This is a genomic window from Synergistaceae bacterium (genome assembly GCA_012521675.1).
In the GTDB taxonomy this organism is placed as follows: domain Bacteria; phylum Synergistota; class Synergistia; order Synergistales; family Aminobacteriaceae; genus JAAYLU01.
The window spans coordinates 20,425-46,684 of sequence record JAAYLU010000070.1 but is presented as its reverse complement, the minus strand read 5'-3'; the positions used below and the strand labels follow the sequence as shown (position 1 = coordinate 46,684).

25 protein-coding genes, 2 tRNA genes and 1 riboswitch are annotated in these 26,260 nt (G+C 62.4%); of the genes, 6 read left to right on the top strand and 21 right to left on the bottom strand.

Annotation, left to right across the window (positions count from 1 at the left end):
- Nucleotides 1-70: 70 nt before the first annotated feature.
- A riboswitch (TPP riboswitch) is annotated at nucleotides 71-178 on the top strand.
- A 39-nt stretch (nucleotides 179-217) separates the two neighbouring features.
- Nucleotides 218-733: an energy-coupled thiamine transporter ThiT gene (gene thiT / locus GX181_07310; protein NLM71748.1), complete on the top strand. Its 516-nt coding sequence runs from the start codon at nucleotides 218-220 to the stop codon at nucleotides 731-733.
- Between the two features lie 114 nt (nucleotides 734-847).
- Complete coding sequence (gene glgB, locus GX181_07305; GenBank protein NLM71747.1) at nucleotides 848-2,713, top strand: 1,4-alpha-glucan branching protein GlgB; 1,866 nt, start codon at nucleotides 848-850, stop codon at nucleotides 2,711-2,713.
- 12 nt (nucleotides 2,714-2,725) lie between these two features.
- Here glgB and GX181_07300 read toward each other — a convergent pair whose 3' ends face one another.
- From GX181_07300 to GX181_07280, 5 genes are all read right to left on the bottom strand, one after another.
- Nucleotides 2,726-3,598, bottom strand: coding sequence for a DMT family transporter (locus GX181_07300; protein NLM71746.1), 873 nt, complete (start codon nucleotides 3,596-3,598; stop codon nucleotides 2,726-2,728).
- A gap of 73 nt (nucleotides 3,599-3,671) precedes the next feature.
- Nucleotides 3,672-4,733: an AbrB family transcriptional regulator gene (locus tag GX181_07295; GenBank protein NLM71745.1), complete on the bottom strand. Its 1,062-nt coding sequence runs from the start codon at nucleotides 4,731-4,733 to the stop codon at nucleotides 3,672-3,674.
- Nucleotides 4,733-5,017: an acylphosphatase gene (locus GX181_07290; protein NLM71744.1), complete on the bottom strand. Its 285-nt coding sequence runs from the start codon at nucleotides 5,015-5,017 to the stop codon at nucleotides 4,733-4,735. The genes GX181_07295 and GX181_07290 overlap by 1 nt, the downstream gene beginning before the upstream one ends.
- A gap of 166 nt (nucleotides 5,018-5,183) precedes the next feature.
- Nucleotides 5,184-5,259: transfer RNA gene (locus GX181_07285), tRNA-Glu, on the bottom strand.
- A 9-nt stretch (nucleotides 5,260-5,268) separates the two neighbouring features.
- A tRNA-Gln gene (locus GX181_07280) sits at nucleotides 5,269-5,342 on the bottom strand.
- A 125-nt stretch (nucleotides 5,343-5,467) separates the two neighbouring features.
- On the opposite strand from GX181_07280, the gene GX181_07275 reads away from it, so the two are divergent.
- Nucleotides 5,468-6,658 carry an anaerobic sulfatase maturase gene (locus tag GX181_07275; protein ID NLM71743.1) on the top strand — a complete coding sequence of 397 codons (1,191 nt, stop codon included), beginning with the start codon at nucleotides 5,468-5,470 and terminating at the stop codon, nucleotides 6,656-6,658.
- A gap of 70 nt (nucleotides 6,659-6,728) precedes the next feature.
- On the opposite strand, the gene GX181_07270 is transcribed toward GX181_07275, so the two are convergent.
- The 12 genes from GX181_07270 to GX181_07215 form a co-directional block, all read right to left on the bottom strand.
- Complete coding sequence (locus tag GX181_07270) at nucleotides 6,729-7,589, bottom strand: SDR family oxidoreductase (protein NLM71742.1); 861 nt, start codon at nucleotides 7,587-7,589, stop codon at nucleotides 6,729-6,731.
- 137 nt (nucleotides 7,590-7,726) lie between these two features.
- Nucleotides 7,727-8,575, bottom strand: coding sequence for an acetoacetate decarboxylase family protein (locus GX181_07265; GenBank protein ID NLM71741.1), 849 nt, complete (start codon nucleotides 8,573-8,575; stop codon nucleotides 7,727-7,729).
- A 19-nt stretch (nucleotides 8,576-8,594) separates the two neighbouring features.
- On the bottom strand, nucleotides 8,595-10,526 hold the full coding sequence (locus GX181_07260) for an FAD-dependent oxidoreductase (protein ID NLM71740.1): 1,932 nt from the start codon (nucleotides 10,524-10,526) through the stop codon (nucleotides 8,595-8,597).
- A 206-nt stretch (nucleotides 10,527-10,732) separates the two neighbouring features.
- Nucleotides 10,733-11,311 (bottom strand): orotate phosphoribosyltransferase, encoded by a 579-nt coding sequence (locus GX181_07255; protein ID NLM71739.1) that lies wholly within the window; start codon nucleotides 11,309-11,311, stop codon nucleotides 10,733-10,735.
- Nucleotides 11,296-12,012 (bottom strand): orotidine-5'-phosphate decarboxylase, encoded by a 717-nt coding sequence (gene pyrF, locus GX181_07250; GenBank protein NLM71738.1) that lies wholly within the window; start codon nucleotides 12,010-12,012, stop codon nucleotides 11,296-11,298. The genes GX181_07255 and pyrF overlap by 16 nt, the downstream gene beginning before the upstream one ends.
- Before the next feature lie 20 nt (nucleotides 12,013-12,032).
- Nucleotides 12,033-12,953, bottom strand: coding sequence for a dihydroorotate dehydrogenase (locus GX181_07245; protein ID NLM71737.1), 921 nt, complete (start codon nucleotides 12,951-12,953; stop codon nucleotides 12,033-12,035).
- Nucleotides 12,937-13,728: a dihydroorotate dehydrogenase gene (locus tag GX181_07240; GenBank protein NLM71736.1), complete on the bottom strand. Its 792-nt coding sequence runs from the start codon at nucleotides 13,726-13,728 to the stop codon at nucleotides 12,937-12,939. Before GX181_07240 ends, GX181_07245 begins: the two co-directional genes overlap by 17 nt.
- The gene (locus tag GX181_07235) at nucleotides 13,725-15,032 is read right to left on the bottom strand and encodes a dihydroorotase (protein NLM71735.1); all 1,308 of its coding nucleotides are present in this window, start codon (nucleotides 15,030-15,032) and stop codon (nucleotides 13,725-13,727) included. Before GX181_07235 ends, GX181_07240 begins: the two co-directional genes overlap by 4 nt.
- On the bottom strand, nucleotides 15,029-15,955 hold the full coding sequence (locus tag GX181_07230; protein NLM71734.1) for an aspartate carbamoyltransferase catalytic subunit: 927 nt from the start codon (nucleotides 15,953-15,955) through the stop codon (nucleotides 15,029-15,031). The genes GX181_07235 and GX181_07230 overlap by 4 nt, the downstream gene beginning before the upstream one ends.
- Nucleotides 15,939-16,484 (bottom strand): bifunctional pyr operon transcriptional regulator/uracil phosphoribosyltransferase PyrR, encoded by a 546-nt coding sequence (pyrR, locus tag GX181_07225; protein ID NLM71733.1) that lies wholly within the window; start codon nucleotides 16,482-16,484, stop codon nucleotides 15,939-15,941. Before pyrR ends, GX181_07230 begins: the two co-directional genes overlap by 17 nt.
- 265 nt (nucleotides 16,485-16,749) lie before the next feature.
- The gene (locus GX181_07220) at nucleotides 16,750-16,956 is read right to left on the bottom strand and encodes a TOBE domain-containing protein (protein NLM71732.1); all 207 of its coding nucleotides are present in this window, start codon (nucleotides 16,954-16,956) and stop codon (nucleotides 16,750-16,752) included.
- Nucleotides 16,957-16,994: 38 nt separating this feature from the next.
- On the bottom strand, nucleotides 16,995-17,207 hold the full coding sequence (locus GX181_07215) for a hypothetical protein (protein NLM71731.1): 213 nt from the start codon (nucleotides 17,205-17,207) through the stop codon (nucleotides 16,995-16,997).
- 243 nt (nucleotides 17,208-17,450) lie between these two features.
- On the opposite strand from GX181_07215, the gene GX181_07210 reads away from it, so the two are divergent.
- Complete coding sequence (locus GX181_07210) at nucleotides 17,451-19,319, top strand: S8 family serine peptidase (protein ID NLM71730.1); 1,869 nt, start codon at nucleotides 17,451-17,453, stop codon at nucleotides 19,317-19,319.
- Between the two features lie 125 nt (nucleotides 19,320-19,444).
- Here GX181_07210 and GX181_07205 read toward each other — a convergent pair whose 3' ends face one another.
- The gene (locus tag GX181_07205; GenBank protein NLM71729.1) at nucleotides 19,445-19,651 is read right to left on the bottom strand and encodes a TOBE domain-containing protein; all 207 of its coding nucleotides are present in this window, start codon (nucleotides 19,649-19,651) and stop codon (nucleotides 19,445-19,447) included.
- Nucleotides 19,652-20,269: 618 nt separating this feature from the next.
- On the opposite strand from GX181_07205, the gene GX181_07200 reads away from it, so the two are divergent.
- A complete protein-coding gene (locus tag GX181_07200) occupies nucleotides 20,270-21,295 on the top strand; it encodes a DUF1016 domain-containing protein (protein ID NLM71728.1) in 1,026 nt (341 codons plus the stop codon).
- A 269-nt stretch (nucleotides 21,296-21,564) separates the two neighbouring features.
- Here GX181_07200 and GX181_07195 read toward each other — a convergent pair whose 3' ends face one another.
- Together GX181_07195 and GX181_07190 are read right to left on the bottom strand one after the other, a co-directional pair.
- Nucleotides 21,565-22,107 carry a DNA-deoxyinosine glycosylase gene (locus GX181_07195; GenBank protein NLM71727.1) on the bottom strand — a complete coding sequence of 181 codons (543 nt, stop codon included), beginning with the start codon at nucleotides 22,105-22,107 and terminating at the stop codon, nucleotides 21,565-21,567.
- 49 nt (nucleotides 22,108-22,156) lie between these two features.
- Nucleotides 22,157-22,573 (bottom strand): class I SAM-dependent methyltransferase, encoded by a 417-nt coding sequence (locus GX181_07190; protein NLM71726.1) that lies wholly within the window; start codon nucleotides 22,571-22,573, stop codon nucleotides 22,157-22,159.
- A 202-nt stretch (nucleotides 22,574-22,775) separates the two neighbouring features.
- On the opposite strand from GX181_07190, the gene GX181_07185 reads away from it, so the two are divergent.
- Nucleotides 22,776-23,879, top strand: a complete 1,104-nt coding sequence (locus GX181_07185) for a hypothetical protein (GenBank protein NLM71725.1) — start codon at nucleotides 22,776-22,778, stop codon at nucleotides 23,877-23,879.
- Nucleotides 23,880-23,933: 54 nt separating this feature from the next.
- On the opposite strand, the gene GX181_07180 is transcribed toward GX181_07185, so the two are convergent.
- Nucleotides 23,934-26,090, bottom strand: a complete 2,157-nt coding sequence (locus GX181_07180) for a PBP1A family penicillin-binding protein (GenBank protein NLM71724.1) — start codon at nucleotides 26,088-26,090, stop codon at nucleotides 23,934-23,936.
- Nucleotides 26,091-26,260: the final 170 nt, after the last annotated feature.

Genomic DNA, 26,260 nt, shown 5'->3' with positions numbered 1-26,260 from the left:
ATGATACCACCGGCGGTTTGATTTCGCCCTGGGCTTTGACACTTTTCGTAAAACGGGTGTATAATTCGTTTAAATGCATCGGGGGAGTCCGACACGGACTGAGAGGGGGCGATACGGCCCCGACTCCTGGAACCTGATCCGGGTAATGCCGGCGAAGGGAAGGTGCCGCTTTTATAGGACATTCCACCGATGATATCTGTCAAAGGGGGAATGTCTTTTGTTTAACTCGCGAATCACCATCCTGGTCGAGGGCGCGCTCGCCGTGGCCCTCTCGGTAGTCTTCTCCGGTCTCAGGCTTTTCAGCATGCCACAGGGAGGGTCCATAACCCTCGAGATGCTTCCGTTGTTCCTGTTCGCCTTGCGCCGCGGCGGAAAGCACGGCTGCGCCGCCGGGGCGGTATCGGGCGTATTGCAGCTCATCACCGGCGGTTACATAGCACACCCGGTACAAGCCGCTCTCGACTACCCGATCGCCTTCGGAGTTTTAGGGACGGCAGGCTTCCTCAGGGACAAACCCATCTGGATAGGCCTCGTCGTCGGGGCGTTTCTCCGCTTTGTCTGCCACGTGCTGTCCGGAGTCGTCTTCTTCGGGTCGTTCGCACCGGAGGGGACGAACGTATGGGTCTATTCGTCCGTGTACAATGCGACCTTCATGGCCCCGAATCTCGTGGTCTGCGTCCTTCTCGCCTACCTGGTCTGGCCGAGGCTTAGCAGGCTGGACTCGGGAAGCTAAGGGGGTATCGGCGCAGCCTCCTCTGGGTTAAAATGGACATAGTTCAGGTCGGGAGGGGGAGGCGCAATGTCAAAGGCTGGAAAAATACGCTACGACTTCTCGGTCTTCGGGGAGATGGACTCGTACCTGTTCAGGGAGGGGAATCACTTCCGCCTGTACGAGAAGCTGGGCGCCCAGGTGGTGGACGACGGCAAGGAGAGAGGCACGTACTTCGGCCTCTGGGCGCCCAACGCTCGCGAGGTCAGCGTGGTCGGCTCGTTCAACGGCTGGGACAGGACGCGGCACTACCTATCGCCAAGGAAGGACAGCTCCGGAATATGGGAGGGGTTCGTCCCCGGGGTGGGCAAGGGCGCTCTGTACAAGTTCTCCCTGCGGACCAGGAGCGGTTCGGTCGTGGAGAAGGGCGACCCGTTCGCCTCCTTCTGGGAGATAGCCCCCAAGACAGCCTCGATAGTCTGGCCCGTCGACTACAAGTGGGGCGACGGCGACTGGATGAAGAACAGGCGCGAGCGAAACGCCCTTGACGCCCCGATGTCCATCTACGAGGTCCACGTCGGCTCGTGGCGAAGAAAGCCTGCGGAGGGCTTCCGCTCCCTCTCCTACAGGGAGCTCGGGCACGAGCTCGGCGAGTACGTGCTGGACGCCGGCTTCACCCACGTGGAGCTGCTTCCGGTGATGGAACACCCCTTCTACGCATCCTGGGGATATCAGACACTGGGCTACTTTGCGCCGACGAGCCGTTACGGCACGCCGGAGGACTTCATGTACATGATCGACGTGCTGCACCAGATGGGGATAGGCGTATTCCTGGACTGGGTGCCGTCTCATTTTCCGGAGGACGGCTACGGGCTGGCGCGTTTCGACGGCACCTGCATCTACGAGCACGAGGACCCGCGGCAGGGGTTCCAGCCCGACTGGGGCAGCAGGGTCTTCAACTTCGGACGCAACGAGGTGCGAGAGTTCCTCATCAGCAGCGCCTTCTGCTGGCTGGATCGATTTCACGCCGACGGACTCAGGGTCGATGCGGTGGCGTCCATGCTCTACTTGGATTACTCGCGAAAGCAGGGGGAGTGGGTGCCTAACAAGTACGGCGGCAACGAGAATCTGGAGGCGGTCTCCTTCCTTAAGAGGATGAACGAGGCGATCTACAAGGAGTTCCCGGACGTGCAGACGATGGCGGAGGAGTCCACCGCGTGGCCGATGGTCACCCGCCCTACCTACCTGGGAGGGCTCGGTTTCGGCATGAAGTGGAACATGGGGTGGATGCACGACACGCTGCAGTACATGAGGAAGGACCCGGTCCACAGGAAGTACGAGCACAACAAGATCACATTCAGCATCATGTACGCCTTCACCGAGAACTTCCTGCTTCCCTTCTCGCACGACGAGGTGGTGCACGGCAAGGGGTCGATGCTTGGCAAGATGCCGGGCGACGAGTGGCAGCAGTACGCCAATTTGAGGCTGCTGCTCGGCTACATGTACGCCCATCCGGGCAAGAAACTTCTCTTCATGGGTAGCGAGTTCGCTCAGGGGCGGGAGTGGGACCACGACGACAGCCTCTTCTGGGACCTGCTGAACTACCCGCGCCACGAGGGGATGTTGCGCTGGGTGAGGGACCTTAACCGGGTCTACAGGGAGGAGCCCGCCCTGCACGAGAGGGACTTCTCGCACGAGGGATTCAGCTGGTGCGACTTTTCGGACTGGGAGCAGAGCGTGGTCTCGTTCTTCAGAAGGAGCGAGTCGGGGGAGACGGTTCTGACGGCGCTGAACTTCACCCCCGTGCCTCGAATCGGCTACACACTCCACGTGCCCGTCGGAGGGAACTGGAAGGAGCTGCTGAACAGCGATGCCGAGGCCTACGGAGGCGGCGGAATCGGCAACCTGGGCGGCGTGACGGCGAGAGAGGCGTCCGGCTCGGACTGGCACCCTCTGACCATCAACCTGCCTCCCCTCGGGGCGGTTATGCTGAAGCCGGAGTAGCCCCTGGGATCGCTACCGCTCCTCCCTGGATGCGAGCACGATTCCCGCAAGGATGAGCCCGCCCCCGACGGTCTTGACCAGGGTCAGAGGCTCGCCCAGGAGGAGCGCGGCCAGGATCGAGCTGCCGACCGGCTCCCCGAGCAGGCAGAGAGATACCGTGCCCCCGCTCATCCACCTGAGCGCCCAGTTGTAGCTCGAGTGGCCGAGTACCTGGGGCACGAGCGCCATCAGGAAGAGGGCGCTCCACGTCGTTCCAGAGAAGCCGGACACAGGCAGTCCCGCCGCTAGGACTGCCGCCCACAGCACGGCCGCCGCCACCCCGTAGCTAAGGGTCACGTAGGTGCCGAGCGACACGTGCGGCCTTATCCTGCGGCCCAGCAGGATGTACAGAGCGGCGAACAGGCTCCCCAGCAGGGCCAGGAAGTCCCCCCACAGTGCCGCCCAGCCGGTGGCGAAGTCCCCCCAGCTTATGATCAGAGCGCCGGGAAGCGCGATGAGCAGCCCTCTTTTCAGGGCCTTCGAGAATGGTTCGCCTGTCAGGAAGGGGGAGAAGAGCCCTGTCCACAGGGGGATGGCGTTCACGATCACCACGCTGCTTGCGACCGAGGTGTAGAAAAGAGAGGAGATCCAGGCGGCGAAGTGAAGGGCCAGGAAGAGCCCGGACGCCGCGCCGCAGAGCACGTCCCTCCGCCCGAGCGAGGAGAGCTCCGCGACGGCCCTGCGGATGGTGAAGGGCGAGAGGAATAGGGTTGCCAGCCCCACCCTGTAGGCGGATATGACGAGCGGCGGCGCGGATGCCATCCGCGTGAAGATGGCGCCCGTCGATATGGCGAACACCCCTATGGACAGGACTATCCAGGGAGATACGGGAGGTTTTTCTGTCACGGCTCTGTCTCACTCCTAGCGTTGCAAGGGTTCTGTCATTCCAGGGAGAATGATACCAGAGAAAGAGCCCCGATCAGAGGAAGAAGAGCGAGAATACCAGGGGCAGCACGATGATAATGCTCAGCAGTCGGACGGTCTGGAGCAGGGTGACCTTCAGGGGATCTGCCCCCATCTCGTCAGCTATGACGATCATCTGCGAAAGGCCTCCCAGCGAGGCCGACAGCAGGCAGGTCGGGTAGTTCCACCCGGTCATCCTGTGCAGCAGCTCGGCTATCGCAATGCTGCCCAGCAGCATCAGCATCAGCACCACCGACACGGGCAGCCACTGCCGGCCCAAGCCGCCGAATGTCGAGGCGGAGATGTTGGACGCTATCGTCAGTCCTATGATGGCCTGGGCGGTGGACACGAGCACCCGCGGAACAGAGGGCAGCCCCTCGCGCAGCAGATTCGCCGCCGCAGTCCCGATCATTGCCCCTGTCATCACCCCTGCTGGCAGGCGCAGCATGTAGCCTGCGAAGCCGCCCGAGACGGCAGCCGCGGCCAGTAGGGCGTAGCCGGATGCCGTGCGGTGCCGAACTTCGGGCTCTCCCGGCCCGGGCTCTTCCTGCCCGGCATTGTCGCGGCCCAGTATGGCCGGGAGCGCCCTGCAGATCATGGGCGATAGCGTCAAAGCGATCAGCACTCGCGCCGTCTGAAGCAGGGTGACTGTCGCTACGTCCGCCCCCATGGAGATCGAGAGCAGCGCCATCTCCGATATCCCGCCCGTGGTGGAGCCTATGAACGCCGTCCTCGGGGAGAGGTCCGTGGACAGGTAGAGCAGAGCGCCCCCGCACAGCGACAGGGCCAGCATCCCCGCGGACACTACAAGGGCGGGGAGGGGCAGCTCTCCCAGGAGCCGCGCCGACCTTCTGCTCACCCTCGACCCGGCGAGAGCGCCGATGATGACGTTGCTGCAGCGGGAGGGCCAAAGCATGTCTGCCTCGGGGTAGAGCCCGATCAGATTTAGCATCCCGGCGAAAAAGAGAGGCCCCAGCAGCGCAGGCACAGGCACGGAGAGCTTTTTGAAGACGAGGAAGCCGGCCAGGCCGACCAAGAGAAGCAGCAGGTATGGGGAGAAAAAGGAGAGAACGGTCATCATCGGAAGTAGCGGACGGTGAAAGAGCTCTCGCCCGTCTCGGGAGGGACCTCCATCGCGATCAGCCTCGTCACGGTCGCCATGGGCGGACCTTCGCGAAGCCAGTCCTCCATGGTGGCGACGGACTCGGCTTCACCCTGGGCATGAACCTCCACCGATCCGTCGGGAAGGTTTCGCACCCATCCGACCAGCCCCAGCCTAAGGGCCGTCCTCGCCGCGCTGTGGCGGAACCCCACTCCCTGCACGGTTCCCTTGACCAGAAAACTCCTGCGGACCACGGCCATGGCGTCCTCCTTTCAGGGCGCACCTCCAACAACAAGGGCAGGACCGTCTGCGAAGACAATAATATCACCCGTGAACGGGTGGATCAAAGGGGGCTTGCGCCACGAAAAAAGGCCGCCAGGACGACGGCCTTTCACTATTATCACCGTACGCCGGTACGGATATATTTGGTAGCCCCAACGGGATTCGAACCCGTGTTTTAACCTTGAGAGGGTTACGACCTAGACCGCTAGTCGATGGGGCCTTTGCTTGCTGGCTGGGGAACCTGGATTCGAACCAAGATTGCCTGATCCAGAGTCAGGTGTCCTGCCATTGGACGATTCCCCAGTTTATACGCATTATACGGCGTGCGGGGAGTATATTACCATATTTCCAGAGTTTGACAAGGGGCGAGGCGATAACTAAATGTTCTGTTTTTGTTCGCCGGTGCTTTGGGTGTATAATTCATTATAATGAAATGGATGGTAGCAAGGAGGGTTGCGGAGGCGATGGAAGGGGAGAGGTGCGCGTTCACTGTTATGGCCAAGGTAGTGGGAGGGCTTTGCAATCTGCGCTGCACTTACTGCTATTACTCGGAAAAGCCCGGGCTTTTGGCGCAGGAGATGCCGAGGATGTCCGACGAAGTCCTTGAATCTTACGTAAACCGGGTATTCGATCTCGACGAGGACGGCCAGGCGGAATTCGTCTGGAGCGGCGGCGAGCCTCTTCTTGCCGGGCTTCCGTTCTTCGAGAGGGCGATGGAGCTCCAGGAGAGGCGAGGTGGCGGGGCCAAGAACAGCATCCGGACCAACGGCACTCTGCTCGACGACGGGTGGTGCGACCTCCTAGCCAAGCATGGCTTCCATGTAGAGGTCTGCATCGACGGTCCAAAGGAGCTGAACGACGTCTACAGGGTAGGGCACGACGGGGGCACGTTCGACAAGGTGATGGCGGGGGTCGACCTGCTGAAGAAGCACGGGGTGCGGTTCGGCGCCCTTGCCAGGGTCCACGCGGCGAACGAGTCGCACCCGCGCGAGGTCTACGGCTTTCTGCGCGGCATCGCCGACCGCATGCAGTTCACCCCGGTAGTGGAGAGAGAGGCCGCTTTCCACGAACTGGAAGATGGCCAGTGCTTCTCCATGCCTCCGGGGATAAAAGGCCCACCCGTCCAGAGTAAGTCCGTCGAGCCGTTCTCGGTCTCGCCCGAGGGGTTCGGATCTTTCCTGGCAGAGGTCTTCGACAGTTGGATGGAGCTTGACGGGGGATTGAAAACCGTCGTCCTATTCGATGCGACCGCCCGAAACATGCTGGGAAACCAGGGAGGGACCTGCGCCCACAACCCGCTCTGCGGTCACGGCGTCTCGGTCGAGGTGAACGGGGATGTCTACTCGTGCGAACGGTACGCCTATCCGAAGTACAAGCTGGGAAATCTGCTGGAGACCCCTCTCTCCCAGATAGTGGAGCGCAATCGCCCTTTCTGCATGAACAAGACCGAAGGGCTCCCCGATGACTGCTTCGACTGCCCTTATATCACCCTGTGCTTCGGGGGCTGTCCGAGTCACCGCATCGTTCCGTCGGAGGACGGACTGAGGGGAAAGAACTACCTGTGCGAGGGGTACAAGAAGTTTTTCAGCCACTTCATCGAGAACATGCAGCAGATGTGACGGGGGCGAACTTCCGCGAAGACCATAGATGCCGCCGGACGCTCTCCCGGCGGCATCTTTCATTATCTTGCTAGACCCTGGTCATCTGGCCGCCCCTTCTGGCTCTTGCCACCTCCAGAAGATATGTGTCCGGGATCTCCTCGTGGTCAGGGTGGAAGCAGGTCTTCGCCCCGGACTCGTCGGGGTCGTCCCCGAAAATAACTCTTCTGTTCCTCGCCGCCTGGGCCAGGATGCGCCTCGCGGACTGCTGCGGTGTCTGGGCGGTCGGGGGCGCGGGCAAGTCGCCCCAGATCGCCGTGGCGGTGGTTCCGGGAGTGGCCGAGTTGAACTTGATGTTCTCGTCCCAGTACTCGTAGCGCAGCGACAGCGTCATGCCGTTGAGCGCTGCCTTTGTGGCGGCGTACATAGTCTGGTAGGGCATGGGGTAGAAGGCTATGCCGGAGATCACGTTGATCACCTGTCCGCCGCCGTGCCTCCGCATCACCGGTATGACCGCGCGGCAGCCGTACAGGGCCCCGTAGAAGTTGAGGGCGAAGGATCTCTCCCAGTCCTCGTTGGTCTGCACCCTGATCTCCTTGAGCTCCTCCTCGGGAGCCGAGGGGTGCGGCTCGACGAAGAGCCCCATCATGCCTCCTCCCGCGTTGTTGATAAGCAGGTCGATCCTACCGCCGAAGAAATCGGCCGCCCCTGCGATCATGTCGACGACCTCGCCCTCCTTCGTCACGTCGCAGAGTATGCCCTTCACCTTTTCTGGGTACTCGGCCGACAGGCGGGCTGTATGCTTTTCAAGGTTCTCCTTGTTGAAGTCCGCGAGGACGACCTTCTCCGCTCCGTAGGCCAGCAGCTCCTCGACGAGCCCCAGTCCTATTCCCGACGCCGCCCCTGTGACGACAGCCGTCTTGCCCCTGTAGTAGCTTTCATCGAACTCCATCTGTGCGTCCCGCCTTTCATCATCGATTCAAACGACTGCTGCTTCGAGTCATCCCGAGCGTATGCGAGGGATCTCGCCTTTAACCGCCTCAACCCCGAGGTCCCTCCGGTGCTACGCACCGTTCGGGACGACAGCAATCATTCGTAGGTCTGGTGGTCCTTCAGGAACGTGCAGCGGTCGAAGCGGCCCGGCAGCAGCAGTGACATCGCCTGAGTCAGCTCCTGTTTGTCGGTGTACTCGTAGATCTCCTTCTGACTGATGACCCAGTTGTCGCTGACCATCCATCCTGCGCCGATGACGTTGGTCACGGGCAGCTCCCCCCACCTGTCGTTGAGCGACGAGGCCAGGGACAGGTCGGCCTCGGCGGGATCCCATGAGTAGATCATGGTCGGGCTGTCGTAGTAGATTACCTTGAGGTTGGAGAAACCGCCCTGTCTTATCTCGTATACGTGGTTCAGGCACCCTCCGCCGATTGTCGTCGGGTTCTCCCGCGTGCTCCCCTCCTGAGCCGTGGCGAAGCCCTTCTGGTTGTAGCTGCCTATCTTCAGTTTAACGTCCAGCAGGTCCACTCCGTCTCTCCTGATGAGGCATCTTCCTACGTCGCCCGTCCTCTCGACAAGGATTCTTTCGCACAGCTTCTTGGCGAGCCCTGAGCCCTCGCGCCCGGAGAGCACCCCCATCAACGAGCCTGGGCCGCTCAGCATCAGGCCGAGGAAGTAGATGCCCTCGTAGTCGCCCAGGCGAGCCATTATCCCCAGCCCTCCCTCCATGTACCAGGGCGAGAAGGTCGGCTGCCTGATGTTGACTACATACACGTAGCACATCGGGTTGGCCGGATCCGCCGGCTCCAGGGGAGGCGGCAGTAGCTCCCTCGCCCTCTTAGGGTCCGTGTTGAAGAAGAGCTGGATGCCGTACTGGTCGTTCATGGCGCCGTCCTTCATGAAGTTCGAAAGCTCTTCCTCCGGGATTTTATACCCCATGTCCATGCAAAACCTCTCCTTTCGTTCAGGCTCGCGGCTCGAAGGTGAAAGCCCTTCCGCGAGCGTCCTGCGTGGCCTCCAGCACGCGTCCGCAGCATTTTGCGTCGCCGATGACCACGACGTCCGGAAAGGCGGTTTTGAAGCTATCGACTACCTCCCTCCTGGGGGCGACCCCGACCGCCAGCACGACGCCGTCCGCATTTACCTCGACCATCTCTCCGTCCGACAGGCGCAACAGCTTCACGCCGCCGGGCACGATCCGCTCCAGCCTGTGACCGGTCAATATCACCGGATCGTGCGGCCCGATGCGGTTCATCACGTCCATCACTACCAAATGGTACATGCCCGGCCCGAGCTCGCCCAGCATCTCCACCAGCGTGACTTTGCACCCTTCCAGGGCCAGGGTCTCCGCCGTCTCGAGCCCGGTCATGCCCGAGCCGATGATGACGACCCTACCCGTCGGGCGTGTGCGCCCCAGCAGCACGTCCTCCGCTGTGCAGACGAAGTCGAGGTCCGTTCCGGGGACGGGCGGGACGCACGGCTCTCCGCCGCACGCCAGAAGGACTCCGCACGGTTTCAGCTCCGCGACGTCCTCCGGTGCGACCTCTTGGCCGAGCCTGACCTCTATGCCGGCCTTCTCGACCTGGGCGACCAGGGAGTCCACGTACTTTGTAATCTTGTCCTTGCCGTATCCCTTGTCGGCGGTGTTCAGAGTTCCGCCGAGCCTCTCCGCGCCGTCGAATATCACCGGGTCAAAACCACGTTCCTTGAGCACCAGTGCGGCCTCGATACCAGCCGGGCCGCCGCCTATCACCGCGACAACGCGCCCGTCGCCGTCGCGAACCGGGTGCAGGTACTCCCGCTCGCGCCCGGTCCTCGGGTTCACCGCGCAGCGCACCTGCCTGACGTTGGCTATTTCCGCGAAGCAGCAGAGGCAACCTATGCACCTGCGTATCTCGTCGTCCCTGCCGGAGAATGCCTTGGCGGCCCACTCCGGGTCCGCCAGAAGGGCTCGTCCAAGCCCCGCGAAATCGCAGACCCCCTTCTCAAGCAGCGACTCGGCCACGGACGGATCCTTGATGTTGTTCACCGCTATCACCGGGATCGATACGACTTTCTTGATCGCGGCCCCCATGTAGCTCTTCCATCCCTGCTCGTAAGTTCCAGGCTCGATGCAGCCGAGGTTGTAGCAGCTCACGTTGATCGCGTCGGCCCCCGCCCTCTCCAGCGCGGCGGCGATCCTGGCGGCCTCCTCGAGGTCTATCCCGCCCGGGAGGGCCTCCTCCGCGTTGATGCGGACTGATACGGGGAAATAAGCTCCGCAGCCCCTCTTGATCCCCGCGACTATCTCCTCGACGAACCTCATGCGGTTCTCGAAAGACCCGCCGTACCTGTCGGTCCGGTAGTTCATCGCGGGGGACAGGAACTCGTTGATCAGATAGCCGTGCGCACCGTGAAGCTCAACTCCGTCCGCTCCCGCGGACTTTGCCACGTAGGCAGCGAAGACGAACTTGCCGACCATCTCGGCGCACTCCGCCTCGGTCAGCTCCCGGGGAACGTTGTCCGGTGTCGATGGGTCCGCCACCGGGGAGGGTGCCACCGAGGTCTCGCCGGTCACCCCCGGGGAGGCCATGCGTCCGGGGTGCTGAAGCTGAATGAATATCCTGGTCCCGTACTTGTGCACCGCGCCGGTCAATCGCTGAAGACCGGCTATGTCAGAAATTTTATGAGCCGAGAGCTGGCATGGATCGCTGCTCCCCCTGCCGCCCTCGACTCGTGTGACCTCCGTGATTATCAGACCGACGCCGCCCCTCGCCCGCGCCTCGTAGAACGCAATTATGTCGTCGGTGACGCCGCCATCCGGGGCCGCTAAGTTGACCCCCATGGCCGGCATCACCACCCTGTTGGGAATTACAAGCCTCCCGATCTTCCCCTCGGACCTTAGATTTGGGTACATGGATTTCCTCCTTCCGCGCTTTGAGCGAATGCTACATCAAAAGTGGAATAGAGGCAAGGATAAATTGTTATTAGTCCGTAGATTGTTTAGAGTGGGTCTTTATTATGCTTACGTGGTGCCGCCAAGGGCGAGATTCCTCCTCCCGTCGGTCGTTCGGGACGACGATTCGCTGTATCCTCGTTATGTGTTCGCGAGAGTAGAGATTATCAAACCCTGCTTCCCGGCTTCACCACGGGAATGCCCTGCCTGCACAGGGGGCATTTCTCCGGTTGCCAGACTGGAAAGACGGCCTGCCAGAGGGATTCCGGGATGTGGGGAAGCGACGATTCGCCGCCACTTCTGTCTATTATCGCTCCCGTGCCCGCCCAGACGGCGCCGCCCTCCTCGAGCACCTTCCCGACCTCGCCGGACGAGGCGCCGGTGGTGATCACGTCCTCTATGACCACCATTCTCGTCCCGACCGGCATGGGGAAGCGCCTGAGGGTCATGGTTCCGTCCCTTCTCTCGCAGAAGATGAAGGGGACGTCTAGCGCACGGGCAACCTCGTGCCCTATCACTATTCCTCCGATCGCGGGCGACGCGATCATCTCGGGGGAGAGTTTCCGCACCCTGTCGGCGAGCGCCTTCCCGGCGAACTTGGCGTAGCGGGGGTAGCGCAGCAGCAGCGCGCACTGGATGTAGTCGCCGCTGTGGAAGCCGGACGTCAGGCGAAAGTGCCCCTCCAGGTGAGCGCCGCTCTCCTTCATCATCTCCTGCAGACGCTGTGTTATTAACTCTTCCTGCATTTCAGCCCCCCCTCGATGTCGAGCGCAATTCTCTCCACCGCCTCGACCCTGTCGGGAGCGCCGAGTATCGGCCTGCCTACGACTATATAGTCAGCGCCCGAGGCGATCGCCTCCCTCGGCGTAGCCACCCTGGCCTGGTCGTCCGACGCGCTCTGCGGCCGGACGCCGGGGACCACGGTGAAAAGCCCCGGGGCGGAAGCACGCACCGAGGCAAGGTCCAGCGGGGAGCAGACAAGGCCGTCGATCCCCGCCTCGTGGCAGAGCGCCGCTCGTGCTCTCAGAGCGTCAAAGAGGGAGCATCCGGGGACGACCTCCGCCCACGAGCCCTCGTCGAAGCTGGTCAGCACGGTTACTCCTAGCAGCGACATGCCCGATCCGCTTTTGTCCCTAGCCCTGCGCGCCTCATCCAGCATTCGCCTTCCGCCGGCGGAGTGCAGGGTCAGGGCCCAGAGCCCCTGGTCCGCAAGAGCCTCCACGGCCTGCAGTATCGTGTTGGGGATGTCGTGCAGCTTGAGGTCGAGGAAGATGGACAGCCCCATTCCGTGAAGCTCCCCCAGGAAGGCAGTGCCTCCGCGCGCGTAGAGCTGATGCCCGATCTTCACGTACTTCAGGCCGCCTCTGAGCGAAGCCAGCAGCTCCCTGCCCTCGTCGGGACGCTCCACGTCGAGCGCCAGAATCAGGTGTTCAAGTCCTTCTCTCATGATTTTGCTCCTCCAGTCGATCAGCGGCGTCCGAGGCCGATCAGCCCGGGCACGCTGTCGATATTCCGCTCCGCCATCCAGTCCGACAGCCCGTCGGCGATCCTGCGAGGAATCTCCAGGTCCGCGAACAGAGCCGAGCCGACCTCCACCGCCGACGCGCCCGCCATGAGCATCGCCGCGGCGTCCCGCCAGCCGGATACGCCACCGCAGCCCACCACCGGGATCGAGACGGCCCCGCTAACCTGCCAAACGGTGCGCAGCGCAAGCGGGAAGATCGCCGGGCCGGACAGCCCCGCGACGACCCTGCGGAAGACGGGACGACCAGTATCTATATCCATCGCCATTCCAAGCCAGGTGTTGCAGCATACCACCGCGTCCGCACCCTCGGACTCCACGGCCCTGGCCACTGCCGCCAGGTCGGGCGACTGGGGGGTGAGCTTCGCCCACAGGGGGCCGTTCCACTCGCTCCTGGCTATGCGAACGGCACGCGCCGCTCCCTCCGGGTGCAGCCCCCACTCCATCCCATCCCCCTCGACGTTCGGGCAGGAGATGTTCAGTTCGACCGCCGGGACGCCCGGCGCGTCGCGAAGGGCGGAAAGACTCTCCCGTACCTCTCGCTCCGACTCCATTATAAGGTTCACCAGGAAGGTACGCCCGCAAGAGCGCGCCAGCGGCAGGTAATCCTCGATGAAGGCCGCCATCCCGCTGTTCTGCAGCCCCACGCTGTTGAGCAGGCCGCAGGGGGTCTCGTGGACGCGCGCGCCCCTGTTGCCGGGGCGCGGGTTTAGTCCGACGGCCTTGGTGCAGAGGGCGCCGACCCCCTCCAGCCTCTCCGGAGTCCAGAACTCCGCCTCCTGCGGCCACACGCCGGACGCGGTTATCACCGGCGAGTTCAGCTTCAGGCCGCCAACCTCGACCGACAGGTCAGTCCTCGAGCTCATCCCACAGCACCTCCCCTACGGTGAACACGGGGCCGTCCGAACAGACCCTGCGGTTGCCGTTCACGGTCGGGATCACGCACCCGAGGCACCCGCCCACCCCGCACGCCATCCGCGACTCCAGCGACACCATGATTCTGCCCCCGTCGTTCGGGAATCTGGCCGCCAGCGCCCGCAGCATCCCTGCGGGGCCGCAGGCCCAGATCTCCGCGCCCTCGGGAAGATCGGCGGGGAGGCCGTCCAGCGCGGTCCCCCTGGACCCTATGCCGCCGTCGTCGGAGTGAAGATCCGCGCCCGGCATGGCCGTCTTCAGCCAGTCGGCAAACCCCTCCCAACCGGCCCCCGAGACTCCCATCGTCGCGCCGGCTATCCTGCCCATCCCCAGCCGCTTCGCCGCGAAGACAAGCGGGACCGAGCCTACGCCGCCCCCCGCGAGGAAGACCCTGATGGATGAGCCGCCTGAACGGTCGAAAAATCCCCTGCCCAGAGGCCCCCTTACGACGAGGAGGTCTCCTTTTCGTTTGGCCGCCAGAAGCTCCGTCCCCCTGCCGACCACCCTGAATGCCAGCTTGAAGACGCCGTCCGAGGCCCCGGCCACTGCCAGCGGACGCCCCAGGAAGGGATCCGCGCAGCTTCCCGCCCTGACCATGACGAACTGTCCGGGCACGGCCGAGTCGGCTATCGCCGGGCACTCGACCGCCAGCAGGAGGGTGCGGTCGTCCAGAGCCTTCGCCCCGGCGACCCTCGCCTCGTGGTCGCGCGCCCCCTCGCCGCTCACTCGCCGCCCTCCAGCCGGTTCATCCTTATAAGCCCGTCCACCAGGGTCAGCATCGGCCATCCCTGCAGCATCTCGCCGTCCCACGGGCATATGCGGGCCTTGCTCTTCCATTCGTTCACGTCCACCGTCCTTATCTCCTCCATGTCGATCACGGTGACGTCCGCCCGCGCCCCCTCCTTCAGCGCGCCCAGCGAGCGCCAGGAGCGGGGCATAAGCGCGGCCGGCCCGGAGGTGAAGAGCGATAGCAACCGCTCCAGCGGCACCGGGCGGCCAAGCTTCCTCCACGCGTCCAGTACGACGGCCACCGAGCACTCTATCGAGGCGATGCCGAACGGCGCCTCCTGGAAGGGGACGTCCTTGTCGTCCATGTGGTAGGGGCTGTGATCCGTCGCTATCGCGTCCGCCGTTCCGTCCTCGACGGCCTTCCAGAGCATCTTCACGTCCCTGCGGGTCCTCAGTGGAGGATTTACTTTGTATGCGGAGGAGAAGCGCCCCACGAGGACGTAGTTCTCGTCAAGAGTCAGGTGGTGCGGCGTCACGTCGCAGGAGACCGGCAGCCCCTCGCGCTTGGCGCGCCGAATCGCGTCGATCCCGTGCTCCGTGCTCACGTGGGTGAAGTGGATGGGGGAGTCGGTCTCGCGACACAAGGCGATGCCCCTCTCTATGTCGATGACCTCCGCGGAGGAGGGCCATCCCTTGAGCCCGGACGAGGCGGACACGGCGCCCTCGTTCACCTGCGCTCCCTCTGTGAGAGACGGCTCCTCCGGGTGCTCCATCACCCTGACCTCGAGGTCCTTCGTGTAGCGCAGGGCTGTCTTCATCAGCCCGCCGTTCGACACGGGCGAGCCGTCGTCGGTGAAGAACACGGCTCCCGACCGAGCCATCAGCCCAAGCTCCGCGATCCGTCCGCCCTTGCGCCCCCTGCTGACGCAGGCCGCAGGAAGAACACGCGCCCCTTTGGCCGTCTCGCCACGCTTGATCACGTACTCGACCGCGACCTGAGAGTCGACCGCCGGCTCCGTGTTGGGCATCGTGACCACGGTGGCGTACCCGCCGGCCGCAGCGGCTTTGGCTCCGCTCATTATGTCCTCGCGCCACTCGAAGCCTGGGTCGCGGAAGTGGGCGTGCAGATCGATGAAGCCCGGACAGACGATGCGCCCGGCACAGTCGATCACTTTGGCCCCTTCCGCCGCCAAGCCAGCGTTCCTGCGGGCTACTACTCCGTCTTTCAGCAGAATATCCTCGCTCTCTGTCCCCAGAGTGAAGCCGTCGAAGATGATGCCGTTCTTAAGCATGATACTCATCGTGCACCCCCGAGGCAGAGATAGAGAAGGGCCATTCGAACGGCCACACCGCTGCGTATCTGGCCCAGTATGACGCTTTTGGGGCCGTCGGCGACGGTTGAGGCGATCTCGACTCCGCGGTTCAACGGTCCCGGGTGCATCACGACGGCGTTTCTGGAGGCAAGGGCCACGATCGACTCGGTCGCACCCCACCTCCTGTGGTACTCGTCGGCTGAAGGGATCAGCCCTTCCTCCTGCCGCTCCGCCTGAATTCTTAGAAAGTAGAGTATATCCGCGTCTCGTGCCGCTTCGCGGACGTCGGAGACGTACTCCACGCCGAGGGAGTCCGTGTCCTCCGGCATAAGGGTCAAAGGGCCGCTGAGGGTGACCGAGACGCCCATCTTGCGGAATGCCTCTATGCCCGACCTGGCCACTCGGCTGTGCAGCACGTCGCCGATCATCGCCATCTTCGCACCGTTGAGCTCTCCGAGCTTCTTCCAGGCGCTGTGAAGGTCCAGCAGGGCCTGGGTCGGGTGGCCGTTGGTGCCGTCGCCCGCGTTTATTATCGCGGCGCTGCTCAGCTTCTTCGCCAGGTAGTCGGGCACTCCCACCTGCCCGTGGCGCACCACCACAGCGTCCGCTCCCATGGCCTCCAGCGTCCACGCCGTGTCCCGCAGGGTCTCCCCCTTCGCGGTGCTAGACCCGGAGGAGGACCAGTTCACCACGTCGGCGGAGAGCATCTTGCCCGCCATCTCGAACGATACACGGGTCCTGGTGGAGTTCTCGAAGAAGCAGTTCACAACCATCTTGCCGCGCAGGGCGGGCGCCTTCTTGATCGGACGGCTGATGATCTCCTCCATGTAATTTGCCTGCTCCAGGAAGAAGAGAAGCTCCTCCCTGGTCCACCCATCCAGGCCGATGAGATTCTTATGCCTCCACTCCACTGCCCGCACCTCCCTTGCGTTCGCGGATGACGACCAGATCCTCCCCGTCAAGCTCCTTAACCCGCACCTCGATGCTCTCCTGGCGAGATGTGGGTATGATCCTTCCAACGTAGTCCGCCGCTATCGGCAGCTCCCTGTGACCCCGATCGACCAGCACGGCCAGCTGTACCCTCTCTGGCCTGCCGAGGTCCGTGATCGCGTCCAGCGCCGCCCGGACGGTACGGCCGGTGTACAGAACGTCGTCCACCAGCACCACTCGCCTTCCCGTAATGTCGCACGGGACGGTCGTGCTGCGCACCACCGGCTGATCCGCCAGAGTGGAGATGTCGTCGCGGTAGAGGGTTATGTCCAGCTCGCCCGTCGGGATCTCCACCCCCTCCTCGACCCTGAAGACCTCCTTGAGCCGCGCCGCCAGATGCACGCCGCGCCTCTGGATGCCAAGCAGCACGACCGAGTCCAGCCCCTTGTTGCGCTCGACAATCTCGACCGCGATCCTGCGAAGTATCCGCTCCATGTCCCTCTCGGACATGACGGTCGCCTTGCGGATCCACACCTGCCCCGGCTGTTCCTTCAAAGCATCATCCCCCTTTGAGTATAAAAAAAGAGCCTCTCTCCCAAAGGGAAAAAGGCTCCGACGTAACCGTCAGACGAAAAAAAGAGAAGGAAAGCGCCTCGAACACGAGGCCGACAGGTAGATCCGCACATGACGCCTTCCCCCCTTCTCTGTAAACTGGAGGAAGGATACCACAATCCGGGCGTTTTTGCGCGCCTTGATACAAGAAAAAGTATTTTGACTAATCGACTCCCAGCATGACGCTGTCGGCCTTTATCACGGCCACGACCTCCGAGCCCACCGCGATGCCGAGGTTCTTCACCGAGTCCACCGTGATCACCGAAACTATCGACTGGCCGCCTATGTCGACCGTCACCTGGGCCTCCACCGCTCCCTCCTTTATCGCCGTGACCCTTCCCTTGATTTGGTTTCTCGCGCTTAGCCTCATAACAATCGCCTCCCGAGGGTAAAATCGGCTTCCCAACCTTACACCCTCAACATTCGCAGGACCTTGACAGTTGAATAACCGTTGTCACGAAATGTGAACTGGACCACGAGCGATCCCAGCGTAGTCGTCGGGTCGCACTTCGGACTCACCGTCACAATAACCGGGATCGCGGCCGGAGCGGCCATACCGGCCGTGCTCTTGCTTATGCTTCCCCTTCCCGTCATTTTTTCATTAATCGAGAAACGCATCATTGAATACAAAAAAGGCATACTTGACAATTGTCAAGCTATGCTATAATGCTTTTACAATATGTCGCAAGGTTATGAGAATTTGTTGCGCCTTCAGGACATGCAGGCAAATCCGCTGATCGAAGGCGTGTCGCGCGACGAGTTACAGAGGCGTTTGCCGTCGTCAACCAGGCTTTCGGCGCCGAGGAGGAATGCTGTTTTTCGACGAGACCTGTTTTTCATGAAAAAGAAAGAAGGGTGCTTTCAATGAGGAAAAAGTTGCCTATTCTGATTATCGCGCTGCTCCTCTGCGCAGGCTCGGCGTTCGCCGACACGCCGCTCAAGACCGTCTACACGTTCGACGGCGCTCCCGTGCGCGGCGAGCACGTCGACGGGGAGGTGTTGGTGGTGCTCGAGGTCCCCGCCGCCGCGTCGGCCGAGGGCGCCGCCTACGAGACCGCGCTCTTGTCCGCCGGCCAGTCGACGGCGGAGTCGATCGGCGCCCGAGCGGTTCGGGCGTACGGCGCCATAGCCGCCGCGACCGGCAGGAACATCGTCCACATGAAGGCCGAGGGCAGGAGCACCATGGAGCTGCTGACGGCCCTGAGCGGCAGGCCCGGCGTGATCGGAGCGTCCCCGAACTACATCCAGCACGCTATGAAGACTCCCAACGACCCGGAGTACGACAAGCTCTGGGGCATGGAGGCGATCGAAGCTCCGGATGCCTGGGACGTCGCGACCGGAAGCAAGAGCGTTTACGTCGGGGTACTGGACACAGGCATAGAGTACACTCACATGGACCTGGCGGGCAACATCCAGCGCGACCTCGATAAAAACTTCGGCCGCAACTTCGTCGGCATTGATCCGACCAATCCCATGGATTTCAACGGGCACGGCACGCACGTGGCCGGCATCATCGGCGCGGTGGGAAACAACAACACCGGGGTCGTTGGCGTTAACTGGAAGGTCGGCATGCTGGCGGTCAAGGTACTTGACAAAAACGGAAGCGGCTGGGATTCATGGATCATAGCGGGATTGAACTACCTGCTCGACCAGAAGAACCTGGGGCTCAACATCAGGGTTGCCAACATGTCGTTGGGAGGGTGGAGGGATTCTATCGCCAATCCGAGCACGCATCCTTACGGGATAGCGGTCAAGGCCCTGGCGGACGCGGGCGTCGTAATGGTGTTCGCGGCGGGGAACGAGGGCCAGGACCTGGACGATCCGACAGGATACGATGACTTTTTTGAGGGATGGGTGGACCTGAACGGGCAGCTCTGCTACCCGGCCTGCTTCCGATTCGCCAACACGATAACCGTGGCGGCCATGGACTCGGACTGGAAGCGGCCCAGCTTCTCCAACTACAGCCCAAACTACGTCGACCTCGCGGCCCCGGGAAGACTCATATTCAGCTCGTACTCGGCGAACAAATACAAATCCATAGGCGGGACCTCCCAGGCCGCGCCCCACGTCGCGGGGGCTGCGGCCCTCATAGCCGCGAAGCACCCTGGCATGACCGCGACACAGATCAAGGCGCGCATCCTCGAATACGTCAGGATTAACACCCACTTCAAAGGCAAGGTCGCTCGGAACGGACACCTCAACGTCAACGCGGCCATCAGGGGCGAGAAACCACCGCCACTGCCTATTCCCAAGCCGCCTCCCAAGCCTATTCCCATGCCGCCTCCCAAGCCTATTCCCATGCCGCCTCCTCCCCCCCCGCCCACGCCGATCCCCTGGCCTCCCCCGTTAATCGTCCCGGTGATCGGAGTGAGCGTGAGCCCCGCCTCGTTGAGCCTTGCCGTCGGAGAGAGCGCCGTTCTGACGGCCACGATTGTCCCCGCGAACGCGACTAATCAGGATGTGAACTGGACCACGAGCGAAACGAATATAGTCTACGGGACGCAGTCCGGATTCACCGCCACGCTGACCGGAAAAGCGCCCGGCACGGCGGCAATCACGGTGACGACCCAGGACGGCGGCTTCACGGCGACCTGCGACGTGATGGTCGGCGGGGGCGGAGGGGGCGGAGGAGGCGGAGGCGGCGGATGCTCCGCAGGCGCAGGGTCGGCCCTGCCGCTCGCCCTGCTGCTGCTGGCGCCGCTCGCCGTATTCCTCGGCAGGGGCTCGAAGTAGCGCTTGAGAGAGAGGTAGGGCGTACAAGCCCTCCTCTCTCCCAAAGGGAAAAGGCTCCGACGTAACCGTCAGACGAAAAAAAGAGAAGGAAAGCGCCTCGAACACGAGGCCGAAAAGTATTTTGACTAATCGACTCCCAGCATGACACTGTCTGCCTTTATCACGGCCACGACCTCCGAGTCCACCGCGATGCCGAGGTTCTTCACCGAGTCCACCGTTATCACCGACACTATCGACTGGCCGCCTATGTCCACCGTCACCTGGGCCTCCACCGCTCCCTCCTTTATCGCCGTGACCCTTCCCTTGATTTGGTTTCTCGCGCTTAGCCTCATAACAATCGCCTCCCGAGGGTAAAATCGGCTTCCCAACCTTACATCCATTGTCGCGGCTGGATGCCGGTCCGTCAAGCCGGCTTGGCCCCGGTGATCCGCATTTCCTCGTTGCCATTTCCCTTCCGGAAGCCGTTTCCGTCTTTTAGAGAACGGACCGTGCAAAAGTCCCGCTTCCAGTGTAGTATTGATCCGAGCCATTAGTTCACGGAGCCCCGCTTTGCCTTTGAAGCAGGGCCCTCTCCTCGATACGATAATGGTTTCCCGGCAGCGTCATAACCGAGGCCTGTGCGAATGGCTCAACTCGATTCAGCAAAAAGTTCACCGAAAGGTTCACCGGAAAGTTCACCGAAAACAGAGGATCGAATCATCGAACTGATGCGGCAGGATGCCGTGGTACGCGCTTAATCTCTGGGCGATGCGCTCGGCATGAGCAAACGCGCGTTACTCAAGCAGATTGCGAAACTGAAGTCGCACGGCAGACTGAAGCGCGTCGGTCCGGCCAGTGGCGGCTACTGGAAGGTTATCGAATGACAACACCAAAGAAGAGGGTTCTCGCCCCGAACCATCTTCCCGACACCGCGAAAATGATCGAGCCCCCTGATGAAAGGAGCGACAGCCATGACCATGATCACTCAAAACGCGGACTATGCGCGCCTACTGGCCGAGGTGAAGGAGCGAGTTCGTTCTGCGCAGTACGCAGCTCTGAAAGCGGTCAACAAGGAGCTGGTGGGGCTGTACTGGGATATTGGCAGGATGATTGTGGAACGTCAGGATGCAGCCGGATGGGGACGGTCTGTCGTCGAAAACCTATCCGCGGACTTGAGGCGGGAGTTTCCGGGAATTACCGGTTTCTCCCCGCAGAACCTTTGGTACATGCGGCAATTCTTCCTCGAATACTGCGGACATGAAAAACTCCAACCACTGGTTGGAGAAATTGCCTGGTCTCACAACCTGGTCATAATGAGCAAGTGCAAGGACCCGCTCGAACGTGAATTCTACGTCCGCATGACCCGCAAATACGGCTGGTCGAAAAACGTGCTCATGCACCAGATAGAGAGCCAGACCTACGAAAAATCCATGCTGGGTCAGACCAATTTCAACCGAACGCTGACCCCGGAGCTTCGCGCCCAGGCAAAGTTGGCTGTGAAAGACGAATACACCTTCGACTTCCTGGATTTGGGGGAGGAGTACAGCGAGCGGGAGCTGGAACGGGCTCTGATCGCCAGGATCGAGGACTTCCTTCGTGCAATGGGCGGCATGTTCGCCTTCATGGGCAGCCAGTTCCGCATCGAGGTGGACGGCAGGGACTTTTTCATCGACCTGCTGCTCTTCCACCGCCGCTTGCGCAGCCTGGTCGCCATAGAGCTGAAAGTCGGCGAGTTCCAGCCGGAGTACGCGGGCAAAATGCAGTTCTACCTGACCGCATTGGACCGACAGGTCCGTCAGGAGGACGAAAACCCGTCCATCGGCATCGTCATGTGCAAGGAGAAGAATCGCACCATAGTCGAATACACCCTCCACTCCGCCACAAAGCCCATAGGCGTCGCGACCTACGAAAACACCAGGTCGCTGCCGAAAGAGCTGAAGGGGCAGCTACCTCAGCCGGAGGAAATCGCCGCCCTGATGGAGGGGATTGAAGAGTGAGCGCATACCCGCCTTTTGATCCGGTTGAAATGGGCGCCTCGCCGGGCATGCTGCCCGGGATCAGCACTTCCACGTCCTGTCGCGACGCGAAGGGAAAGCTGTTGTCACGTGTCGCGATACGGCGCACATCCTTGAACTACGATGGCACGCTTCAAGCAGGCTTCTCCCCGGTGATACTCATTCCGAAGAACTCCGCGCGAACCTGTCGTAGGTCTCGGCCGTAACCCTGCTCAGGACGACCTCGTTCGTCAAAGCGACCCTGGCCCTTGTCATAACCGTCTCCCCTCCGGTGGGACTTCGACCGCAAGGGGCACCACCCGCCAAGCCTCGATCTTCCGCTCCGTGCTGTACGACGCGTTGGCCGGACTGGTGGAGGGGAGGCGGACGAGGCGGAGCGGCGAACCCGGCAAGGCGGGCGCGATGTGCCTTCTCCAGGCCTGCTCGGCCTTCGTGCCATTGAAGAAGACCGTTCGCACCAGCGGGTGTTCGGTGAGAAAGCCCGGCAAGTCGTTAGGGACTGCGGTGGAGTCCACTATGTCCGAGTCGAGGCTGCCCGGCCGCACGCAGGATGCCAGCACGTCCCACAGCGCCACTCGCCTGTCGATCAGGGCGGCGATCCTCTCCTCGTAGGGGAGGTCCGCCCCGACGCCCAGCACAGCCTCCATCACCGGCCAGAAAGCGTTGCGCGGATGGGCGTAGTACTGACCCGCCCTCAGCGACGCCTCCCCCGGCATGCTGCCCAGGATCAGCGCCACTGCGTCGGGGTGCGACGCGGTGGGGAAGCTGCGGATCTGATTCGCGACACGTCGCATATCAAACTCCAATAGCGTGCTTTTTAAGTGGGCTTCGCGCCGATGATGCTCATCCCGAAGAACTCCCTGAGAGCCTCGCATCCGTGCAGCCCTGCCCGTTCGAGAAGACCGAGTCGAAACTACCGTCGGGGAAGGGCATCTCCATGGCGTTGCCCAGAACGTACTCGGCCCTGCCGTCAAGGCTGTACTCGCGGGCGTTCCTGCCGGCGATTTCGATCATCGCCGGGCTTATCTCAAGCCCCGTAAGCCGTGCATTCTCCCCCTGCCTTTTCAGCCATTCGAGCCCGACGTAGCCTGGGCCCGGGCCTACCTCGAGGGCACGCCCCGCCAAGAGTCCTGCATTATGCAGGCTGTCCACGTTGAGCCAGCCCTTGTCCCTCATGATCCGCGCGAACCTGTCGAACATCTCCACCGTTATTTCGCTCTGGATGCCCTCGTTTGTCTCCACTACCCTGGCCCTTGTCATCGAAGATCTCTCCTTTTTTAGAAATCAGGGTTTCGTTTAATTATGACATGGAAGAGCTCTGTTGTCGCAAATGCCGCCCTATCTAAAAGGGCGTAAAAGTGCTAAAATTACTTCAACGATAGGCGCCCAAAGGCACCTGAAACGTGTATCTACGCCGTCTCCTCGGGGCGTGGAATCCAATTTATTTAAGGGGGTATCTATGGTGAAGAGGTTGTTATTCTCCATCATCTTTCTTTTTGCGCTGTTGGGTCTTGTCTCCATGCCATCCGCAGCTGTGGCCGGAGAGGTCTCGCTGGGCAGGATTCCGTCCGGATGGATGGAGCAGGAGCCCGTAGACGAGTCGATTCACAGGTACTTCTTATATCAGGAGAAGGGCACAGTCCTTGCGGAGATGATCTGGCTCGAGGAGGATATCCCGAGTCGGTTTCCGCTCTCGGACTACTTGCAAGCCCTTAAGGAGAACAGCATGCCCGGCTTCGCCGAGTATTCTCCCCTTGAGGACGAGGCGACGATGCTTCACGGCTGGAATGCGTTCATCCATCGATTCCACTTCTCGAACCAGCGGGACACGCTCAAGGGAGAGATGTATGTTTTCGTACTGGACGAGACCGGCTATGTCTTCCTGTTCGACACTACCGACGAGTGGTTCGAGGCGCTGCAGCCCAAGTTCCTTTCCTTCGTCAAGGGCGTGCTGAAGTTCCCGCCGGCCTTGGAGGCGACTCCGGAGGATGAGGATGAAGAGGATGAAGAAGAACAGGAGGCTCTCTCCTTCCTCGACGACGAGGAGGACGATGAAGACGATGGGCTTCCTGCAATCGACGATGACGAGGACGAAGACGACGGTCTTCCTGCCTTCGACGAAGACGACGAGGACGATGGACTTCCCGAGTTCGTCGACGACGAGGAGGAGGGTGTTTTCACCATCGGAGGCACCTCGATCTTCATAGAGCTGCCCGACGGAGCGGAGGAGATGGATCGCGACGACGACGAGATACGGGTCGCGGGGCCCGACGGCTCGGAGATCTACATCGTGCTGATGGAGGGGCCCGAGGCCGTAGCGGAGATGATGAAAGAACGCACTGCGGGGGCGCGCGAGCAGGGGACCAGCACCCTGAAGTGCGGCGACGGGGACCTGAAGGTAACCCTGTTTTCCCAGAAGAGCGGCGACGGCGTGGACGCTGTCCTCTCGGTCGCGTGGGAGGGAACTGGAGTCGCGCTCGGAGTCCGCGTCCCGAAGGAAAGCTACAAGGACGCGGCCGGCTGGATTAAGGACATGCTCTGCAGTGTGAAGGTCCTGGACCGATAGGCGGGCGCCGTGAAAAAGCCTAGGCCCCGGTCCGGTCTTCCGGCCGGGGCTTCGTCAATCGCCGACTTTGTACTTCTTCAGCAGCTCCTCCAGCTTCGCGTCCGTCTCCGATTGGATTATCATCGATGGGTGGTGCTGCCTCTCCCTCTCCTGACCGGGCCAGGGGCGGGTCGACGGGCGGGGTACGATGGGAGTCTGCGTGGGTTTTACCTCGACGGGGGGTGAAGTGAATACCTCCTCCTCTTCCGGCTCTTCTTCCTCCGCGCCTTCGTCGTGCGGGACCTTGGCAGAGGTGACGGCGTACTTCGGGAAGGATAGCTCCGGGGATAGAATGTCCGCGGCCTCCTTCATGAACTCCTGCCAGATAGGCGCGGCTATCTTTCCGCCTGTCGCTCCGCCCCCTATCGGCTTCCTGTCGTCGTGCCCCGTGTAGACCGCCGTGCAGAGCCCAGGGAAGCCGCCGATGAACCAGGCGTCGCGGAAGTCGTTGGTCGTCCCGGTCTTGCCGAAGACCTCGTACCCCTTTATGCGTGCCGCAGTCCCGGTCCCGTGGTTCACGGCCTTTATCAATGTATCCCTTATCTCTCCCGCCGCCTGCTCCGAGATGGCCCGTATCCGGTCGTCCTCCGTCCTGAAGAGCAAGTTGCCGTCGTCGTCCCGAATCTCTCTCACCATGTGTGGAAAGACCCTGTAGCCTCCGTTGGCGAACGCGGAGAAGGCCGTCGCCATCTCGAGCGGGGTCAGGGATGCCGAGCCGAGGGCCATGGAGGGGCTCTCCGGCAGGTAAGGGGTGGTAATGCCGAGTTTTCGCACGGTCCTAGTCACGGCCCCCTCGCCCGTGGCCAGGAAGGCGCGCACGGCGGGAACATTGAGCGAGCTGACAAGCGCCCTCTCTACGGTGACCCTGCCGCGGAACTTGCGGTCGTAGTTGTGCGGGGACCACAGCTCCGTCCCGTACCTGAGCGTCAGGGGAGAGTCGTCGAGCTTTGACATGGGGCGCCATCCCAGCTCCTCGAAGGCGGCCGCGTAGACGAGAGGCTTGAATGAAGATCCGGGCTGGCGATAGGCCTGGACGGCCCTGTTGAACTGGCTCTCGTCCCATGTCCTGCCGCCGACAAGTGCCATAACAGCGCCGGTGGCGGGGTCGAGCCCGACGATGGCCAGCTGCAGCTTGGACTTGGCCGCTACTCGCTCCGCCGCCTCCTGCAGGTCCGGGTAGAGAGTGGTGTATACGTGCAGGCCTCCGCCGTAGGCGCCCCGGACGCCGTACTTGGGCAGCAGAGTCTCGTTGAGGACCCTCATCGCGAAATACGGGTATTTCACGCGAGCCTCGGGCCGATCCAGGGCGTGGTCAGCCACCGCGACCGGGGGGGAGCCCTCCCTGTACTCCTCCTCTGTGATCGCCCCCGTCTCGAGCATTCGGGCTAGAACTCGCCTCTTCGCCGCCTCCGCCGCGTCGGTCGGCGAGCCGGGCGGCAGGCGGTTAGGCGAGGGGATCAGGGCGGCCAAAAGAGCCGCCTCGCCCGGTGAGAGATCGGAGGCGCTCTTCCCGAAGTAGACCCGAGACGCCGTCTCCGCCCCCCATGCGCCCCTGCCGAAGTAGATCTCGTTGAGGTACTTCTCCAGGATCTCCTCCTTGCTGAAGGCGCTCTCCAGCCTGAAGGCTATTATCACCTCGCGAAGCTTGCGCTCCAGAGTGCGCTCGTTGGTCAAGAACATGGTGCGGGCGAGCTGCTGGGTTATCGTGCTCCCCCCCTGGCGGATGCCGCCGGCCCTCCTGTTCTCCAGGGCGGCCCTGCCGATGGACAGCAGGTTTATTCCGCCGTGGTCCATGAACCGGGCGTCCTCGGCGGCTATGACAGCCTTGCGGAGCCAGGGCGAGACCCGGTGAAGGGGGATCTCCACCCTGTCCTCGATGAAGAACCTGGCGAATGGCTCGTTGTGAGCGTCGTAGAGCACGGTGGTCTTCATCGGCCTGTACGAACGAAGCTCGTCGATGGAGGGTATGCCCTGGAGTTCCAGTCTGAGGGCCGAGTCGACGGCGAACTCCCACGAGTACCAGGCTATTCCGAAGAGGATGGCCTGGTCCACCAGGATGACGGCGAAGAACAGAAAGGTCCTCCAGACCGCCCTCGACCAGGAGAACTTCCTTCGGTCGTTGCGCTCCTTCCCGCCCTTATGCTCTTCTTCATGCTCGGGTCTCCAGGTCATCCGCGCTCAGCTCCCATATAAGATGATACACGCACGGATAGCACGCCGCAACGGGAACGAGGCGGCGCAAAAAAAGCGGCGTCTCCGACGAGCGCCGCCCAAAACTACCCCCTGAACCAGTTGATCACCCAGGATATCGCCGCGATGCCCGCCGCGGCCAGGAACACTAG